Here is a 17,364-nt window from a genome sequence, read left to right as displayed (position 1 = left end):
TTTTTTCCGAAAATCATACGGTATTTCCAAAATCTCTAAAAAAGGGAGAATGTTTACCCTACTTTTGTCGAATAAAAAAGAACGAAGTCAGTTTGACTATCGTTCTTTTGAATGTTGTTTATAAAAAACTTGGCCCGCCTTGAAGGAGCGGATTCCGCACATGCACTCTTTCGCCGTCCTCTATATATACTCTTGGAACGCGGTGGCCAATCGAGCAAGTGACTTCATAGTTAATGGTTTCAAGCCTTTTGGCGATTTCATCGACTGATACCATGTCTTCTCCTTGCTGACCAATCAAAACGACCGGCTCCCCTACTGGAAGCTTGTCTTTCAGTTCAATCATGAATTGATCCATACAAACCCTTCCTGCGATCTTCCGGCGCTTTCCGCCAACAAGCACTTCCGTTCCTGCCAGCTTCCTGATCCATCCATCTGCATAGCCGACTGGAACCGTGCCGATCCACGTATCTTGATTGGCTGTATACGTCGCCCCATAGCTGACACTCTCACCCTTTTGAATATGCTTTACATGGGCAAGCTTTGTATGAAGAGACATGGCTTCTTCGAGCTTGAAAGGCAATTCATCTTTGATTTCTTCAGACGGTGACAGCCCGTACATACTGATGCCGAAGCGAACCATATTAAACAAAACGTCTTTAAACCTTAAAGCTGCAGCACTGTTGGCGCAATGAACGAGCAGCTTGTCCGTATGAAGCGGCTCAAGCAGTGTTTGAAAGGTGTCGACCTGCCGATCAAAGTAGGCTTCATCCTTTTCATCTGCTGTCGCAAAGTGAGTAAATACGCCTTCCAGCTGTAAATAAGAGTGCTCGCTGACAAGCTTTTTCACTTCGTTCACTTGCTCGATCGTTTTCACACCTAATCGGTTCATTCCGCTGTCTATTTTCAAATGAAAACGTATCGGTTGTCCCATCTGCCCTTTCACCATTTTGGTGACGTCTCTCAGCCAATCGATGGAGTAAGCGGTCATGATGACATTGTATCGAACGGCTGCTTTGACATATTCCGGCGGTACAGCGCCGAGTACAAGTATTTTTGCTGTGATGCCTTTATTTCTTAAAGAAACGGCCTCATCTAAAAAGGCGACGGCTAATACGTCTGCTCCTGCTTTGAGAGCAGCTCTTGCCACTTCTATATCTCCATGTCCATATGCATTGGCTTTCACCACAGCCATCAGTTGAACACTTTGACCGATATGATCTTTCATATGTGAAACATTATGCTTGATTGCTGATATATTAATTTCTGCCCATGTGTCTCTATAAAAGGCATTTGTGTCCATCCGTCACACTTCCCTATTGAATGATTCAATCCTCTCATATGATACTAAAAATCAAGAATAAAGTGAAACAAATCAAAGAAAATCAGCCCTTGCATAGGGCTGATTTTTCATTTCTAAGGCTCTCGCCTGAGGTATTTATTTAGCTGACTGACCTTCTACACTCTTTGCAACCATCAACAGCTCTTCCTTCGATAGATCACTTGAAGAAATCAAGTAGTCCACTCCGTCAGATGTCCATGAAAGGGATTGATCTGTAAGAACCCCAACTGTCATGCCAAGGTCGACTGGCTCGCCGTTCATTGTCACAGGCGTAGACGCTTCAGCGACTCTCGCTTTTTCCTGAATAAGTGTGAAGGATTTCTTTCCGCCATACGTCATGACATAACGCTTCCCGGCATCTGTCATCATTTCTTTCTCTTCCATCTTCTTCACACCCTCTGGCATGTCAACTGGCGTTTTCACCGCAAAGCTGTCAGATGGGTCTGCACTTGTGGCAACATCCATTTGAGAGAGTGTCATGTTTTTCTTCTCATCAAATGCATCTTTGCCAAAGGATTTATTGAATTCAAAGTGAGAGAATTCCACTTTCACCATTGGCTTTTTGTCACTATCCAGCACTTTCACACTGGCAGGCGCCATCGTTTTTTTATGAAAGGTAATCTCTTGGGTAGGCAACATTTGGTTGTGCTGATAATTGGTTTTCGTTTCGAACACATACTTTGAATCTTTCGCTTTGAACTGAGCGGCACTGTCATTTTTAATGTCCTTCACGAGTGACTCAAATAAGTAGACCTGACTGCTATTATTCGGCCAATCACTGTGGAAACGGAAGCTCTTGTTCAATGAAGGTGTCAGCACAAACACACCATTGCCATTTCTTAAAATGACTTGACTCTGATCCTTTTTCGGATTTTCTAAATAGACACGGTAAAGTTCCGGCTTCTTGTACCAAATTTCTACTTGATACTCCTGCGGGTCATTTCCTGTCTCAATGGTCATTTTTGCTTTGGCTTTGTATGATGTCATTTCCTCTGCCTTTTTGTTTAAATCTCCAACGATATCCTGCTGAGATTTTTGACCGCATGCGGAGAGAATCAGTACAAAAAGGATTCCCGTTACAAGCAAAACAAAGCTTTTTCTCACCCTTTTCAACCCCTTCGTTAATTGTGTTAAAAGGAAGAAACCGCTTGTTTGACTTTAACAGTACGCCTCAAGAGTTAACTGCGTACCGCGAACCATCAAAGCCTGTTAGCAACACGCCCTTCCTTATCGCACTACCCAATATATGAAGGGGGGACAAACAATATGCAGACTAGCTTGACAACCTTTCAATTAAAACTTGTGCAGCAGCATATTCGTTCGTGTGAGTGATGGACACATGAACCTGGTCACCCTTCGTCTTTTCGCTTTTGATGAAGGGTTTTCCAAGTTCGTCTTTATGGATTTCCATATCATGAAAGCTTAAATGCCGGCCGATTCCCGTTCCGTATGCTTTAGCGAAAGCTTCCTTTGCTGCAAAACGTCCTGCCAAAAACTCCAGCTGCCTCTTTTCACTGAGTGTGTGAAAGATGTCTTGTTCACTTATCGTTAAAATTCGTTCTGGTAAACGAGGCTGTCTGCTAAGCACTCGCGCGAGCCGGTTGATCTCTACTATATCAATACCTATTCCTTTGATCATGAGGTACCTCCTATGATACTCGTACTAATTTGGATGTTCTCTTCATAAACGTGTTACTATAAACTTACCATTATCTAGTCAAAAGGGGTTTGTTATGTTTATTCGAACGGAGAGCTTTCAACAATTTATTAGATCGTATCCAATCGTCACAACGATCCTTGCTTTGCAATTTGGTCTATGGCTTATATTTGCGCTTCCTATCCCTCTTATACAGCTTGGTCACGACCATCTCGTCGGTTTCAATTATGGTGTAGCTACTGGAGAATGGTGGCGGCTCGTCACACCTGTTTTCCTTCACGGAAGTCTGACCCATATTTTGTTCAATTCTATGTCTTTGTTCTTATTCGCTCCAGCGCTTGAGCATTTGCTTGGGAAGGTTCGATTTCTCATTATCTATCTTGGTGCAGGGTTCATTGGCAATCTCGGAACCTATTGGGTGGAGCCTTTAGAGTATGTACATGTCGGAGCGTCCGGTGCGATCTTCGGTTTGTTTGGCGTTTATTTATATCTTGTTCTATTTAAACCGCATATGATGGACCGCGGCAATTCTCAGGTGATCTTAACGATTCTTGCAGTCTCTGTCATCATGACGTTCGTCAACTCAAACATTAATATCATGGCTCACTTATTTGGATTGATCGGCGGCATGCTCCTAGCACCTCTTACGCTATTTTTCCATTCAAAAAAAAGACGCTATTAACCTCATAAAAAATGTCGATCACTCCTATGAACAGGAAGCGGATCGACATTTTTTGTTTAAGAAGATTTATTTTTTTCATACGAATACCAATCCATTACACGTGTTGCATCTTCTTCCTCAAGGTGATGCACACCAAAGGAATCAAGCAGTGCAGAGGATTTCACAAAGGTGTGAATACTCGCCACTCGGCCTTTCTTTTGGAAGAAAGATTGCGTCATCGTATAGTTTTGCATTCGTTTTCTCAAGACAATGCCGGTGGTTTTGCCAATGCCTCTTGATGTCAGTTGAATCAATGGATCTTTGATCGTATAGCCTGATTGTTTATAAGCTAAATAGCCAAAAACCAAAGCAATAGGAAGCGGAATGAGTGCCAAATACCCCCATGGCGGGAAACGGACAGATAGGATCACGCCGACAAGTAATGGTACAAAGCCGAAAGAGATCAGATAGCGCTTGAGTGAACGCTTTGGCACCTTTTTCAGTTCAGCTTCTGGCTCCAAATGATAATCATCTGTGAATTGAGAGAGCAGTTCGTTGATTTTTTTCTTCCGAATCAGTGGAAATAAGACGGAAGAGGTTTCTTTTTCTGCAATAGAACCTCCTGCACTCACAAGCATCACCGTCGCAAAGCCAAAGGGTTCACGGAGAATATTTTCTTTGATTTTCACTGCTTGAATTCTCGCAAGTGGAATGGTCATTTGATGCCTCTCAATGAGCCCTCTTGTGATGATGATGTCTTTCCCTTTTCGTTTTGCGGTAAAATTTGCATATTGAAGGGCTGTTACCCCAACACTAAGAATCCACGCAATCAATACGGCAATAAATATGAGAATCGCATAAATCTCAACACTCGCATGACTTAAAAAAGAAAACCGCTTGAAGAATCCGTCCAAAGGAAGAATTTCATCTATTTGTGTGTAAATGGCGAGACACCCAGAAATAATGACTCCGATCCCGCTTGAAGTGGTCGCAGCCAAAAGCAGCTCTGGTATACCCATTCGGTAGGAAACATTGATTTCTTTTTCTACAGGTTGCTGCGCTGTCAGAGGATCATGCGGGACATCCCCATTTTCATCCACCATTTCTTCTTGCTGCAAGCTTTTCTTCCGGTTGAAAATCGATTGCTTTAATTGTTCCGCTTCTGCTTTTGTAATTGCCGTCAGACTCACTTCCGGTCCGTCTGTTCCGCCAGCTGTTTCGATTTGAACCCGCACCAAACCAAAAATCCGCTGGAAGATACCTTCACTTGTATTCACCGTTTGAATTCGTTCTAACGAAATATATTTTTTCTTTTTTGTGATGACGCCCGATTCCACGCGAAATTCATCCTCTTCCATTCGGTAGGTAAATCGTCTCCATGCTAAAACGGTTGAAACAGCTTTCCATAAAAGAAGCACACCAAGAATGATAAATGCATAAAAACGAATGCTCGAGTTCGAGTTCACAAAAATAAGCACGAAAAAAGGGATAATGAAGTTTTTGACCATGGATACGGCATCTGATATAAAATCAATGAACATCGAGATTGGATGTACACGTTTTGGTTCAGACATCATCTTCCGTCACCCTTGCTAAACGAGATATGTAATCACGAAGCTCATCTGCTTCTTCTAATTCTAGCGCCGGTATATCATGAACTGTGGCAGCAGTCGATATTTGAACAGACGCCAAACGGTAGCGCCTTAAAAGCGGCCCTTGTGATGTATCGACATGCTGGACACGAACCATGGGTACAATCACACGTGTAACGCGAATGAGTCCATGCTGAATTTCAATTTCATTTTCGAATACTTCGTAGCGCCAGATGCGATGACGGATTTTCGGTATAAGCCAAATGCCAAAAATGACCTGTAAGACCCATAAACCGGTGAGGATGGCGCCAATCCAATATGGCCATTGAAGATAATAACTAGCAACAAATACCCCAATGATGATGAGTAAGAAAATCAATGAGATAATTCCATTTTGAAGACGCCATACCTTTAAACCATTTAAACTAATTTGACGTTGCGGCTGTTTTCTCACATTCTTCCCCCATTCTCTTACTTTTCTATCAATATATTACGAAACAAATCCTAAAAAGTTTCAGCAAACCTGTTAAAAAAAGCGAACCCTGCAAAGGATTCGCTTTAGATTGTTGACAAAGTGCTAAAATGATGTTTATTTTAGCACTTTGTCTTCTTTTCAACGTGATAGAAAACCTTTGAAGTCTAGGAAGGGCGAGCACTGATGCGGAGCGAATTGAACATTCGTGAGCACCAGCGCGCAGACCTGACAACGAATGCGAGGGTTTGTCTACACGCTGAAGCGAATCCTGCAAAGGATTCGCTTTTGAATTAGCTATTATAAGATTTCTTTTGACGACGATCGCTAGAAGAACGATTGCGGTCATTTGAAGAGCGCTTTTTATCACCGTAAGATGAGCGGCTTTTCCCGCGATAGCCGCCTCCGCCGCCACCGTCTCTACGTTTAGAAGAGCTGCGGTTGTTACGATTGTGTTTTGAAATCATTGGTGCTTCATCTGTCAAACGAACAGGAGTTGCATCTGGCTCTTTTGTCATCATTTTGATGGCAGCCGCAACCACTGTGACAGAATCATGATCTTCTAGCAATTCAGCAGCAGCTGTCATGTAGAAGTTTAAGTTGTTTTCACTGATGATTGTGCGCAGACGATCAATGGTTACTTGCTGTTGACCTTCAATTGCTTCATCTAGAGTTGGTTCTTTCATACGTTCCATTTTACGGTTAGTCGTTTTCTCAATCGCACGAAGCATATCTTTTTCACGCGGTGTGATGAATGTCACCGCCATACCTGTACGTCCAGCACGGCCTGTACGTCCAATACGGTGGACGTAGCTCTCTGGATCTTGTGGTACGTCAAAGTTATACACGTGTGTTACGCCTGAGATATCAAGTCCACGTGCTGCAACGTCTGTTGCTACAAGCACATCGATTGAACCTTCTTTGAATTTGCGAAGCGCAACCATACGTTTCGCTTGAGTTAGGTCACCATGAATCCCTTCAGCTGTATAACCTCTAAGGTTAAGCGCTTCTGACAATTCGTCAACACGGCGTTTCGTACGACCGAAGACAATTGAAAGCTCAGGTGATTGAATGTCAAGAAGACGTGTCAATGTATCAAACTTCTTACGTTCGTGAATATCCAAGTAGAACTGTTGGATGTTAGAGACAGTCATTTCTTTCGCTTTTACTTTTACGTGTTCTGGGTTGGTCATGAAACGTTCCGCAATGCGCTTAATTGGTGCAGGCATTGTCGCAGAGAATAAAAGGGTTTGGTGTTCACTTGGTACATTTGAAAGGATCGATTCAATGTCTTCGATGAAACCCATGTTTAGCATTTCGTCTGCTTCATCAAGCACAACAGTCTCAACATTTTGAAGACGCATTGTACGACGGTTAATGTGATCGAGTAAACGTCCTGGAGTCCCTACGATGATATGAGGATTTTTCTTGAGCGAACGGATTTGGCGGCTGATATCTTGTCCACCGTAAATCGGAAGTACGCGCGCACGCTTGTCTTGGCCAATTTTGTATAGCTCTTCAGATACTTGAATCGCTAATTCTCTTGTTGGCGCAATGATAATCGCTTGGATATTTGGAGACGCTGGGTCGATTTTTTCTACAAGAGGAATACCAAATGCTGCAGTTTTTCCTGTTCCTGTTTGTGCTTGTCCAATGACATCTTTATTCTGAAGACCGAGAGGAATTGTTTCCGCTTGAATCGGTGTCGCTTCTTCAAATCCCATGCGGTTAATAGCTTTCATGAGACTTTCGCTTAATTGAAAATCTTGAAACGTTATAGTCAAATTATTCAAACTCCTTCTAATTGCTGTTTCAGTAATCTCGTGAATGATCATTAAAAACTGCCCTTACCCGAAAGGACAGGTCCATTATATACAAAGCCCGAATTACCCTACCTTATATCTTACCATTACACTATTTGTTTTTCAACAAGACAGAAATGGATATATCTACTGTTCCACAATGACAGATTCACCATCACTTTGATCTCCATCCATCCATTTCCACTTTTCGAACAGTTGAATTTTTCCGTTATCCAACTGCTTAGGTGTAGAATTGCAAGACCCGCTTCTCATGCTACCGTCTTTGCTGACATGGTGGTACCTAAAATGAAGTGTTCCATCCTCATTTACAGTTCCTACAAGTACACCAGATACAATACTGCCGCCTTGATATGTGCCCGTTAATATATTCCCGTCCTGACGATATTGAAATATGGTGCCTGCCGATACTTCTCCGTTACTCGAATTAGACTGCGGGACAAAGGTTTTTCCGTCATATTGAAACAACCGAATCAGCCACCTTTTCTTTCCTATTGTACCATAGGCTTGTCACTCATTCGACAAAAATGATGCAATTTTTAACAAGTGGGATTCAATTTATATTAGTTTAGCCACATTTTCGCTTTTCTATAGATTAAATTGTTTTTTTTAGAAATTGCTCTACTTTTTCAAACAATTGCTGTGCACACGGCTCGTGACAAACATGGTGTTTACAGTCAGGTAAATAAAATATTTCTTTCTGTCGAGACGGGATTTTATGATCAATAAATTGTGCACTTGAAGCTGGCACAATCCCATCGCTTTCCCCTTGAACAATTAACACAGGGAGGTGAAGCTTCTCAAGGGAGCTCTTCGTTTGCTTCACCAGCTTCATAAATTCTACAGCAGCTGACAGCGGTGTGCTCGTTAGCTTATGACGGTATCTATCATACAAAGGATTCGTATCAATCAATCCAGACAATGATTGCTTCACCATCTGCCTTGTGTCTTGAATCATTTGTTTTGGATTCACATATTTCGCCGCAGCACTTAAAAGGACGAGACGAGCAACTGGATACTTCGCTGCAAGATAAGAAGCAATCATTCCTCCCATAGAAAACCCGATCAAAAAAATGGTATCACATGTTCGGTAAAGAGAAAGAAGTTCTAATTCAGCTGTCGCAATCCATTCTTGAAAGAGAATGCCTTTTAGTTGAAGTTCATCTCCATGCCCCGGAAGCGTGACAGACTGAACGTTCCAATCTGTCTTCTGCTTTAAATATTGCGCTAGCGGTTCCACTTCATAGGGGGCGCCAGTGAATCCATGTATACATAGACAGCCAATCATTCTGTCACCTTCTTTGCCGCTCTCTTTTTATAGTGCAGTAATGACTTCTTCTAATCTCATGCCGCGAGAGGCTTTGACGAGAACAACATCGTCAGGACCTGCTACGTCAGCAAGTTTTTTCTTCAGTTCCTCTTTGTCCATAAATGAGAACACGCGCGCGTCACCGAATGATTTCTTTGCTCCTTCAGCGATGAATGCACCTAGGCGGCCATACGTCATCACATGATCAATAAATTCAGGCTTGATATAGCGGCCTAGTTCATAATGATACGTTTCTTCTTCGCTGCCCATCTCAAGCATGTCTCCAAGGACAAGAATGCGATTTGCGAAGCCGTCCATATCTCCTACAAGATCAATGGCAGCCTTCATGGAAGTAGGGCTTGCATTATACGCATCATTGATAACAGTGATTCCTTTTTCTGTTTTAAACAGTTCAAGACGCATTCCTGTTAACTTTGTTTGCATGAGTCCTTGGGCGATTTGTCTTTCATTCAGTCCGAAATGCTGGCCTATGGCAATGGCAGCAAGGGCATTCTTTACATTATGTTTCCCTAATACAGGAATGAGAAACCCCTGGGCATACCCTTCGACCTGAAATTCAGTTCCTTCTGCAAGCTGGTTGATATGCGTTACCTTGATATCACAGTCCTCTGCTTCTCCAAAGGTTTTCACTTGCTGCGAAAGTAGAGTCGCTCTCTCACGGATCAAAGGTTCATCTCCTAAATAATAAAAGGTGCCATCCTCTTTTAGCCCTTTTGTGATCTCACATTTTGCATCAGCAATGGCTTCTCTTGATCCTAAATCTTGCATATGAGATTCTCCGATATTAGTGATGACTGCTGCATCAGGCTCAGCTAGGTTTGACAAGAACTCGATCTCGCCTTTTGCACTCATGCCCATCTCCAATACAGCTATCTCTGTACCTTCTGGCATCGCAAGAATGGTGAGCGGAAGACCGATATGATTATTAAAGTTACCGTCTGTTTTATGAACTTGATACGTTGTTTGTAAGACGGAATGAATCATATCTTTCGTTGTCGTTTTCCCGTTACTTCCTGTAATACCGACAACACGAGGGTTTTCTTCTTTTAAATATGATTTTGCCAATTGCTGAAGTGCTGCCAGAGTATCGTCGACAAGAATGACAGGTACACCGAACGGTGGATTGGCTTCTTTTTGATTCCAAAGAACGGCTGCGGCTCCAAGCTCCACTGCTTTAGAAGCAAATGTGTGACCGTTAAAATGTTCTCCAATTAAGGGGATAAACAATGCACCTTTTGATACTTTTCGTGTATCTGTCGTCACTCCGTAAATTTGCTCTTCGCCAAAAGCTTGATTAGATAGTGTCCCACCAGCCATTTGGGCGATTTGATTCACTGTACGTTTGATCATGATTTTTTCGCCTCTCTTTCTCATTTCACGTTTGAAGGAAAAGAGACACTACCTAAGGATAGTGTCTGCTTGTTGCTCACATTAAAAAGTCGTTTTAATGGTTTGTTTTTCTTGATGGCGTTCAATTGCAAGTGACACTAGCTTTTCAATTAGCTCTGGATACTCTACACCAGTGTGCTTCCAAAGCAGCGGGAACATACTGAATGGTGTGAATCCAGGCATTGTATTCACTTCATTGATCAACACTTCGCCTTTTTCTGTGAGGAAGAAGTCTGCACGTACAAGACCAGAACCGTCTAGGGATTTAAATGCCTTAATCGCCATATCATGAATCGTCTTGTATTCATCTTCTGACACACTCGCAGGAATGATCAAATCTGTATCGCCATCTTCATATTTTGCTTTGTAGTCATAAAAATCTGTTTTAGGTGCAATTTCACCAACGACAGAGCATTTCGGCTCGTCATTTCCTAATACACCAATCTCGATTTCTCTTCCTACAACGCCTTCTTCTACGACCACACGACGATCATATTGGAAAGCCAAGTCGAATGCGGTTTGTAGCTCTTCTTTGCTGCGGCATTTGCTTATTCCAACACTTGATCCCATGTTGGCAGGTTTCACAAAGCATGGATAGCCAAGTACTTGTTCCACCTGTTCTAAGCTGTCTGCCGTGGCTTTCTCATAGTCTTTTTTATTGAAGGAAAGGTGCTTTGCTTGTGCAAGTCCTGCTTGAGCAAAAACATCTTTCATCATGACTTTATCCATACCCGCGGCAGAAGCAAGAACGCCGTTGCCGACATACGGGATATTTAGCAGTTCAAGTAATCCTTGCATCGTTCCATCTTCACCATTTGGCCCGTGCAATAATGGGAAGACAACATCAATCTTCTCATCAGCGGATGCAGGCTGTGGAAACATGCTCTCATTTAAAGAAGTTGGTAAAAACGTCTTTGCGCTCTGTTCAAATTGAAGCATTCTGACGTTTGATACTGGTTCAGTGAGTTTTTCTCCTCTTAGCCATTCGCCCTCTTCTGTAATATAAATTGGATGTATATCGAACTTCTCAGTGTTAAGTGCTTTTGTAACTGCAAGGGCTGTTTGCAGTGATACATTATGTTCGGCTGACTTTCCGCCGTAAATCAATCCTAAACTTATTTTCAATGGATACTCCCCCCACTAAAATTCATCTTTACTATCTTATCACTTTCAAGCAAAAATGCTCTAATTAATTTTTGTTGTTACGGAATTGAAATGATTTGTAAAGTTGTAAGCGCCTCCCGAGCATTTGTATGTCATTCGCCTTTATTTTATATTAAAATGACATTGAAAAGGAGTTGTGACAAATTGAAAAAAATCACAAGTACTGAACAATTCAATGAAATCATTCAATCTGACAAAGAAGTCATCGTTAAATTCTTTGCAACATGGTGTCCTGACTGTACAAGAATGGACATGTTCATTCCAGACATCTTAGAGGCGTATGCTCACCATGAATGGTTTGAAATAAACAAAGATGATTTCCCTGAATTAGCAGAAACGTATCAGGTCATGGGTATTCCAAGCCTGTTAATTTTCAAAAATGGCGAAAAAACAGGTCATTTACACAGTGCAAACGCAAAATCACCTGAAGAAGTGACAGAGTTTCTTCAAGGGCACGTTTCTTAAATCGTGAAACGAAGGACATCAGCAAACACTTGCTGGTGTCTTTTTTTCTCCATCTCTTACATCAAATCTCTTCATAAGACGAATTGTTCAGTCAAAACGTTTCAATGAGCGAAAGAATGTTTTATATAGATGCTTCTCTTACGACATGAAATGACAGGAATTATTTCCTGGGAAAGAATGAGCGTCGACTAGGCTTCGAATTTGTCGATTACGTGAATTTTCTGAATATATTCTTTACTTCCGGCATCGCGCTTTGTATAATAGAGGCGCTAATTGAAAATGATTATCAATTTCATCTATGTGGAATCCTATAGACGTTTATTCTTATAAAGGAGCGATGAGTCACATGTCTAAGAAGAAAATCAAAACGTATCAGCAATTGATTGAAGAAAACAAGAAAGCCATCATGCGCGATCCTAAAATGATGGAAAGTATATACGAAACCATCGACAAAAAGCATCAGAAGCAGCTTGCAGTTGCTGGACGTGAATCATAAACATAAGGGGGAGCAGTCAAAGCTGGCTGCCCCTCTCTTTTGTCTTTTACAACAAAAAAAGCCGATAAAATCTATGCTGTGATTTTATCGGCTTTTGTTTTAATGTGATTTCGCTACACGGTCCTGCTTCATTCCTAAATAAATGAGCATATATGTGAGATAACCCATGGTCATTGTTAAACCACCGAAGAAGAACTGAGAAAAGACAGGCTCCTCAAATGTTGTGACAGCAGCAAGAATGATCCAGCTCGCATATAAATAAACCATGAACCATTTCATGTTTCTTTTAAGTGTATACAGAAAGAAAAGACCCGCTAACGAAAAGATTCCCAGCGCTAGTCTGAAATAAATAAGATGATCAAACTGGAAGGCAAAAGACACAAACGAAAACGACAGCAGCAACAAAATGGGTAAAGCCGTAATGAAATTTTTCACGATAGTGCCACCTCCAAGACTCCCTCTTATTATAAGACAAAATCAGCCGGTTATCGTGAAATGCAGATTCGTTTTCACAAAGATGTCACGAATTTTTCTTGTTATTTGACACAATTTTTACACATTTACATCACGCTTCCAAAAAAGAACCCAAGCCGTGCCAACAAAGAAAACAAAATGCGCCCCTACCATAAATAGAGAAAACAAAGGGCTCATGCCTTGGAAGGGCGGCGGTCCTTGAAAGCTGTACTGAGTAAAGTCCGTATTAGCAAAAAGCAGAATTTTCCCCCACTGATTTTCTAAAAGAGACATAATAGGCACAAGTGATTTAGCCACATATAAAACAAAAAACGAGGTCACAAGCGCAACGAGGCTGTTCCTAAACAAGCTGGAACACATAATAGCGAAACTTGCCATCATGATCACTTCCACCCATTGAGATCCGATCACAGCAAATGTATGCTGAAATAATCGTCCCGTACTTTCATCAAATGCAGTACCAAAGAAAATAAGGCCAAATAGGAAAGCAATGACATAATAGAAAACAAACAAATATATGACCGTCAGCACAAGGGTGATGTATTTTGACAGGAAAATTTGCAGCCTTGTTTTGGGCCGTATCAATAAAAACTTGATCGTCCTTTTTTGAAATTCTGTTGAGATCAAGGTCGCGCCAATGACAACTGCGAGCACCTGTAAAATAAACACGACATTCGTGGAATAAGCAAAATAGTTGGCGACAGTGTCTTGTCCACCAAAGCTGGAAATGACTCGTTTCAACGCTAAAGCCATCGCCAATTGAAACACAACGATCAATCCAAGTGCAATGAACGTGATCTTTTTCCTCATCATTTTCTTATGCTCATTCTGGATGAGTTGAAGCATCTGCCGTCCCGCCTTCCGTCCATTTCATAAATGCCTCTTCAATTGATGGCTTTTGAGGCGTCATTTCAAGTACATCAAATCCAGCCAGAACAAGCTGTTTGTTCAGCTCAGGCACTTGGTCTTTGTTCAATTGAAGTAATACATGTTCTCCGTTTCGTTCATATGTATAGGCATGTGTATCGAGCCACGAAACCGCCTTTTCCACTGGCTGAATATTCATGAGCATCTGTTCTTTCCCCTCTATGTCTCGAAGCATGGCACTAGCTTTGATCTGTCCTTTTTGAATGATGATCATGCGGTCACATAACTCTTCAACCTCATGCAATAAATGTGTGGCGAATAATACGGACGTTCCTTCTTCTCTTACTAGTGTTTGCAAGTGCTCCCTGAATTCCTTCATACCGGCAGGATCAAGTCCATTTGTCGGTTCGTCTAAAATGAGCAGGTTCGGCTGATGTAATATGGCTTGTGCAATCCCAAGCCTTTGTTTCATCCCCAGTGAATATGTCTTCACCTTTTGATGAATGGCGTGCTCCAGACGAACTCTTTTCACCACTTCCTGCATTCGTTCCTCTGTCACTCCATCGTGCATCGCCGCATACAGTTCAAGGTTTTCAAAGCCTGTTAAATAAGAATAAAATTCGGGGTTTTCTATGATTGCACCAACAGATGACATCGCATGTAGGAAATCCTCATCCTGTGAATATCCATTGATCATGATTCGGCCATTGTTTTTTTTCATCAAGCCAACGATCAAACGAATCAAGGTTGTTTTTCCAGACCCATTTGGTCCTAGTAAGCCGACAATTTCCCCCTTCCCTATTTCTATAGATATATCTTGTAAGATCATTTTCCGGCCAATTCGTTTATCGACTTTCTCTACTTTTAGAACAGCAGACTCCAACGTGGCTCCTCCTTCTGATGTAAAACCTTTGGCGGCAAATAAGACCGCTCATTCTGTTAAAAGTATATCACGCAAGACAAGGGACTCCATGAAAAAAAGGCTGATCGAGTCAGCCCTTCTTTTACATTACATGGATAGGTTCGGTGATGCTGCGTCTTTCTCGTGTTTTTTTTCCGTTTCTGTCACAATCACCGCACATGCGGCGTCACCTGTAATATTGACAACGGTTCTTGCCATATCTAATAAGCGGTCTATGCCAAGGATGAGCGCAATGCCTTCAACCGGCAGATTCACAGAGTTCAGTACCATAGCGAGCATGATGAGCCCAACTCCTGGCACACCCGCTGTACCGATACTTGCTAAGACAGCCGTTAAGACAACCGTCAGCATTTGGACAAGCGTCAGTTCAACTCCATACACTTGCGCGATAAAAATAGTCGCGACCCCTTGCATAATCGCTGTACCATCCATATTAATGGTTGCACCAAGCGGCTGTACAAAGCTTGAAATCGGCTCTGGTACCTTCAAGCGTTTCTGGGCTGTTTCCATCGAGACTGGGAGGACTGCGTTACTGCTTGACGTACTAAATGCGACAACCATTGCTGGAGAAAAACCTTTGAAAAATGCCATCGGATTTCGTTTCGCTAAGATGGCGACAGTTGACCCATAAGTCAGGAAGAAATGCAGCACGAGCGCAACTAACACGACCGAGAAATAGAGGCCCATCGCTTTCATCGCATCAAATCCCTGGCTGCCAATGGCAGTTGCGATCAAACCGAATGTTCCGTACGGTGCGAACTTCATCACTATGCCGACAAGGTACATCATTAATTCATTTCCTTGTTCAAACAGCTTCAGCAAACCTTCCGTCTTCTTTCCAAGCATGGCAATGCCAAGACCTAAAAATACACAAAAGACGATGATTTGAAGCATGTTTCCTTCAACTAAAGATTGGACTGGATTGGTTGGAATGATGTTGAGTAGTGTTTCTGCCATTGATGGGGCTTCCTCTGCGGAATAATCAGCCGCTTTCGTATCAAAATGACCGATTGCTCCCGGCTTGATTAATAAGGCTAATGAAATGCCAATGATGATGGCAAAAGTAGTAGTAAGCAGGAAATAAGTAATGGTTTTTGCGCCGATTCTGCCAAGCTTTTTCGGATCACCTAGACCTGCTACACCTAGTGTGATGGAAAAGAATACGATCGGCACCACTAACATTTTAATCAGATTTAAGAAGATTTGACCTAGAGGCGTAAATAGATAAGGGTCTAACACTTTGAATACATTTGGAGCAAAAATGTTAAGCAATAGTCCTGTGATTGCACCTACAAACAAGGCAATAATAATTTTCGTCGCTAGCTTCAATAAACTCTCCCCTTCCTCATCAAAAAAGACCCACAAGAGAGTTTTCTCGTGGGTCTTTGTTTCCATACATGTACCACTGTTTACTCTCTTCACGCCGATGAGGTTAGCTGACGGGTTAGGACGAAGAGATGTCCTTTTTTCTCACAGAGAAAAATTCACCCCAAAAACATGGGTCCCCCATTCCTTTAGAAGGATTAAGCGTGTGGTAATATGATATTTTCATACTATTTATACCTTATTTTCGGAAAATTGTAAACAGGTTCATATGAACTTTTTAATTACTTTCTTCCTTATTCGTGACCTCCAAAATATCTAAAATGAACACAAAGATCGGGATACCAATAATCAGTCCCCAAATGCCGATGTAGTGTTCAGAGAAGATCAGCACAATAAATGTGAAGAAAATAGGGAGTTCTGTTTTTGCTGACATGAGCTTTGGGTTTAAGAAGTAGGCTTCAATCGCATGGATGATGACGATCACAAGCACGATATACAGGACATACATGCCGCCTCCAAGCGTATACGCAATGATGCTAAGTGGAATAAGTGAGATGACCACACCTGCCACTGGGATTAAGCCTAGCAAAAAGACCATGACCGCTAATCCAAATAATTGCGGGAATCCCATAATGCCTAGCGCAATGGTTGTTAAGACACAGTTAACAGTTGCAATAATAAACTGTGCTTCGAGTACCTTTCCAAACGTTCTAGAGAATTTACGTCCAAAGAAGGCGATTTCATGGTAGAACACAGAGATTTTACTCGTTTTGAACTTGTTCATGAATTGAATGAGGCGTTCCTTTTCGAACAGGAAGAACATGCTTAATATTAAGGACATAATGACCTGGATACTGAACGTACTGAAATCAGTTAAGTATGTATAGAGGAAATTAAACCCTTTCTCAAAGTAAGATGATATTTTAAAATCTCCGAATACGTTCGTGATGACATCAAAGAAGGGTAAATCTTGTGGATGATCTGCAATTTTCTTTCCTAAATGAAATAGCTGTTCCACCTGCTTGGCGATGATTGGCACAAACACGAATCCACCAAACGTCAATCCACCAGCCAAAAGAATATACAAAAGGGTAATAACCGATTTCTGCCCTATTTTCAGGAAGCGACTTAAAAAGCCTCTAATGACCTCTTCTAACCGATTCATCAAAAAGGTCAATATGAAGGTCAAGAGAATTAAATTCATCATTCCTCTTAATAGATATAAGACTGTCGCTAATACTACAAATACAGAAAACCGCTTAACACCGGGTTTTTCGAACAATTTTAAAAATGCCGCCATTACGTTACACACCTGCCAGGACTAAAGTCTATTTTTATCGGATCTGATATACATTATATCGGATCTTTCTGTAAATTATATAATAAAAGG

The 17,364-nt window shown here is 41.7% G+C and carries 18 protein-coding genes and 1 riboswitch; of the genes, 3 read left to right on the top strand and 15 right to left on the bottom strand.

Features of this window, described 5'->3' with window-relative positions; genetic code table 11:
* Nucleotides 1-118: 118 nt before the first annotated feature.
* The 3 genes from alr to acpS all read right to left on the bottom strand — a co-directional run bounded on the left by alr (nt 119) and on the right by acpS (nt 2,978).
* Nucleotides 119-1,300 (bottom strand): alanine racemase, encoded by a 1,182-nt coding sequence (alr, locus tag MKY18_RS02535; protein WP_185108379.1) that lies wholly within the window; start codon nt 1,298-1,300, stop codon nt 119-121.
* A gap of 135 nt (nt 1,301-1,435) precedes the next feature.
* Entirely contained in the window at nt 1,436-2,452 is a 1,017-nt protein-coding gene (locus tag MKY18_RS02530; RefSeq protein ID WP_113754968.1) for an outer membrane lipoprotein carrier protein LolA, read from the bottom strand.
* 160 nt (nt 2,453-2,612) lie between these two features.
* Nucleotides 2,613-2,978, bottom strand: a complete 366-nt coding sequence (gene acpS, locus MKY18_RS02525; RefSeq protein ID WP_044140566.1) for a holo-ACP synthase — start codon at nt 2,976-2,978, stop codon at nt 2,613-2,615.
* Between the two features lie 94 nt (nt 2,979-3,072).
* Here acpS and MKY18_RS02520 point away from each other — a divergent pair, with 94 nt between their 5' ends.
* On the top strand, nt 3,073-3,678 hold the full coding sequence (locus tag MKY18_RS02520) for a rhomboid family intramembrane serine protease (protein ID WP_126741642.1): 606 nt from the start codon (nt 3,073-3,075) through the stop codon (nt 3,676-3,678).
* Nucleotides 3,679-3,734: 56 nt separating this feature from the next.
* On the opposite strand, the gene MKY18_RS02515 is transcribed toward MKY18_RS02520, so the two are convergent.
* From MKY18_RS02515 to MKY18_RS02485, 7 genes are all read right to left on the bottom strand, one after another.
* Nucleotides 3,735-5,234 carry a PH domain-containing protein gene (locus tag MKY18_RS02515; protein WP_185108377.1) on the bottom strand — a complete coding sequence of 500 codons (1,500 nt, stop codon included), beginning with the start codon at nt 5,232-5,234 and terminating at the stop codon, nt 3,735-3,737.
* On the bottom strand, nt 5,224-5,703 hold the full coding sequence (locus MKY18_RS02510) for a PH domain-containing protein (protein ID WP_044140563.1): 480 nt from the start codon (nt 5,701-5,703) through the stop codon (nt 5,224-5,226). The genes MKY18_RS02515 and MKY18_RS02510 overlap by 11 nt, the downstream gene beginning before the upstream one ends.
* Nucleotides 5,704-6,014: 311 nt before the next feature.
* Nucleotides 6,015-7,505, bottom strand: coding sequence for a DEAD/DEAH box helicase (locus MKY18_RS02505; RefSeq protein ID WP_044140562.1), 1,491 nt, complete (start codon nt 7,503-7,505; stop codon nt 6,015-6,017).
* A gap of 165 nt (nt 7,506-7,670) precedes the next feature.
* Nucleotides 7,671-8,009: a hypothetical protein gene (locus MKY18_RS02500; RefSeq protein WP_003213982.1), complete on the bottom strand. Its 339-nt coding sequence runs from the start codon at nt 8,007-8,009 to the stop codon at nt 7,671-7,673.
* Nucleotides 8,010-8,136: 127 nt separating this feature from the next.
* Entirely contained in the window at nt 8,137-8,829 is a 693-nt protein-coding gene (locus MKY18_RS02495; RefSeq protein ID WP_065097548.1) for an alpha/beta fold hydrolase, read from the bottom strand.
* 27 nt (nt 8,830-8,856) lie between these two features.
* Nucleotides 8,857-10,221, bottom strand: a complete 1,365-nt coding sequence (gene murF, locus MKY18_RS02490) for a UDP-N-acetylmuramoyl-tripeptide--D-alanyl-D-alanine ligase (RefSeq protein WP_044140560.1) — start codon at nt 10,219-10,221, stop codon at nt 8,857-8,859.
* An 81-nt stretch (nt 10,222-10,302) separates the two neighbouring features.
* The gene (locus MKY18_RS02485; RefSeq protein WP_044140559.1) at nt 10,303-11,385 is read right to left on the bottom strand and encodes a D-alanine--D-alanine ligase; all 1,083 of its coding nucleotides are present in this window, start codon (nt 11,383-11,385) and stop codon (nt 10,303-10,305) included.
* 183 nt (nt 11,386-11,568) lie between these two features.
* Here MKY18_RS02485 and MKY18_RS02480 point away from each other — a divergent pair, with 183 nt between their 5' ends.
* Both MKY18_RS02480 and fbpB read left to right on the top strand, forming a co-directional pair.
* A complete protein-coding gene (locus MKY18_RS02480) occupies nt 11,569-11,889 on the top strand; it encodes a thioredoxin family protein (protein ID WP_034663973.1) in 321 nt (106 codons plus the stop codon).
* A 346-nt stretch (nt 11,890-12,235) separates the two neighbouring features.
* Nucleotides 12,236-12,385 (top strand): Fur-regulated basic protein FbpB, encoded by a 150-nt coding sequence (gene fbpB, locus MKY18_RS02475; RefSeq protein WP_065097549.1) that lies wholly within the window; start codon nt 12,236-12,238, stop codon nt 12,383-12,385.
* A 99-nt stretch (nt 12,386-12,484) separates the two neighbouring features.
* On the opposite strand, the gene MKY18_RS02470 is transcribed toward fbpB, so the two are convergent.
* From MKY18_RS02470 to MKY18_RS02450, 5 genes are all read right to left on the bottom strand, one after another.
* The gene (locus MKY18_RS02470; protein WP_003214381.1) at nt 12,485-12,820 is read right to left on the bottom strand and encodes a hypothetical protein; all 336 of its coding nucleotides are present in this window, start codon (nt 12,818-12,820) and stop codon (nt 12,485-12,487) included.
* Nucleotides 12,821-12,937: 117 nt separating this feature from the next.
* Nucleotides 12,938-13,705: an ABC transporter permease gene (locus MKY18_RS02465; RefSeq protein ID WP_065097551.1), complete on the bottom strand. Its 768-nt coding sequence runs from the start codon at nt 13,703-13,705 to the stop codon at nt 12,938-12,940.
* Complete coding sequence (locus MKY18_RS02460) at nt 13,683-14,609, bottom strand: ABC transporter ATP-binding protein (protein WP_065097552.1); 927 nt, start codon at nt 14,607-14,609, stop codon at nt 13,683-13,685. The genes MKY18_RS02465 and MKY18_RS02460 overlap by 23 nt, the downstream gene beginning before the upstream one ends.
* Before the next feature lie 126 nt (nt 14,610-14,735).
* The gene (locus tag MKY18_RS02455) at nt 14,736-15,977 is read right to left on the bottom strand and encodes a dicarboxylate/amino acid:cation symporter (RefSeq protein ID WP_044140556.1); all 1,242 of its coding nucleotides are present in this window, start codon (nt 15,975-15,977) and stop codon (nt 14,736-14,738) included.
* A 78-nt stretch (nt 15,978-16,055) separates the two neighbouring features.
* Nucleotides 16,056-16,188, bottom strand: a riboswitch (cyclic di-AMP (ydaO/yuaA leader).
* A gap of 63 nt (nt 16,189-16,251) precedes the next feature.
* The gene (locus MKY18_RS02450) at nt 16,252-17,274 is read right to left on the bottom strand and encodes an AI-2E family transporter (RefSeq protein WP_268454535.1); all 1,023 of its coding nucleotides are present in this window, start codon (nt 17,272-17,274) and stop codon (nt 16,252-16,254) included.
* Between the last annotated feature and the right edge of the window lie 90 nt (nt 17,275-17,364).

The organism is Bacillus sp. FSL R7-0672, from assembly GCF_038601465.1.
In the GTDB taxonomy this organism is placed as follows: domain Bacteria; phylum Bacillota; class Bacilli; order Bacillales; family Bacillaceae; genus Bacillus; species Bacillus pumilus.
The sequence above is the reverse complement of the archived record's forward strand: the minus strand, read 5'-3'. Positions and strand labels throughout refer to the sequence as shown.

Bases quoted from the DNA above. Each gene is read 5' to 3' on its own strand.
- alr (WP_185108379.1), bottom strand. From the start codon at position 1,300: ATGGACACAAATGCCTTTTATAGAGACACATGGGCAGAAATTAATATA.
- MKY18_RS02520 (WP_126741642.1), top strand. From the start codon at position 3,073: ATGTTTATTCGAACGGAGAGCTTTCAACAATTTATTAGATCGTATCCA.
- acpS (WP_044140566.1), bottom strand. From the start codon at position 2,978: ATGATCAAAGGAATAGGTATTGATATAGTAGAGATCAACCGGCTCGCG.
- MKY18_RS02515 (WP_185108377.1), bottom strand. From the start codon at position 5,234: ATGATGTCTGAACCAAAACGTGTACATCCAATCTCGATGTTCATTGAT.
- MKY18_RS02495 (WP_065097548.1), bottom strand. From the start codon at position 8,829: ATGATTGGCTGTCTATGTATACATGGATTCACTGGCGCCCCCTATGAA.
- MKY18_RS02465 (WP_065097551.1), bottom strand. From the start codon at position 13,705: ATGCTTCAACTCATCCAGAATGAGCATAAGAAAATGATGAGGAAAAAG.
- murF (WP_044140560.1), bottom strand. From the start codon at position 10,221: ATGATCAAACGTACAGTGAATCAAATCGCCCAAATGGCTGGTGGGACA.
- MKY18_RS02450 (WP_268454535.1), bottom strand. From the start codon at position 17,274: ATGGCGGCATTTTTAAAATTGTTCGAAAAACCCGGTGTTAAGCGGTTT.
- fbpB (WP_065097549.1), top strand. From the start codon at position 12,236: ATGTCTAAGAAGAAAATCAAAACGTATCAGCAATTGATTGAAGAAAAC.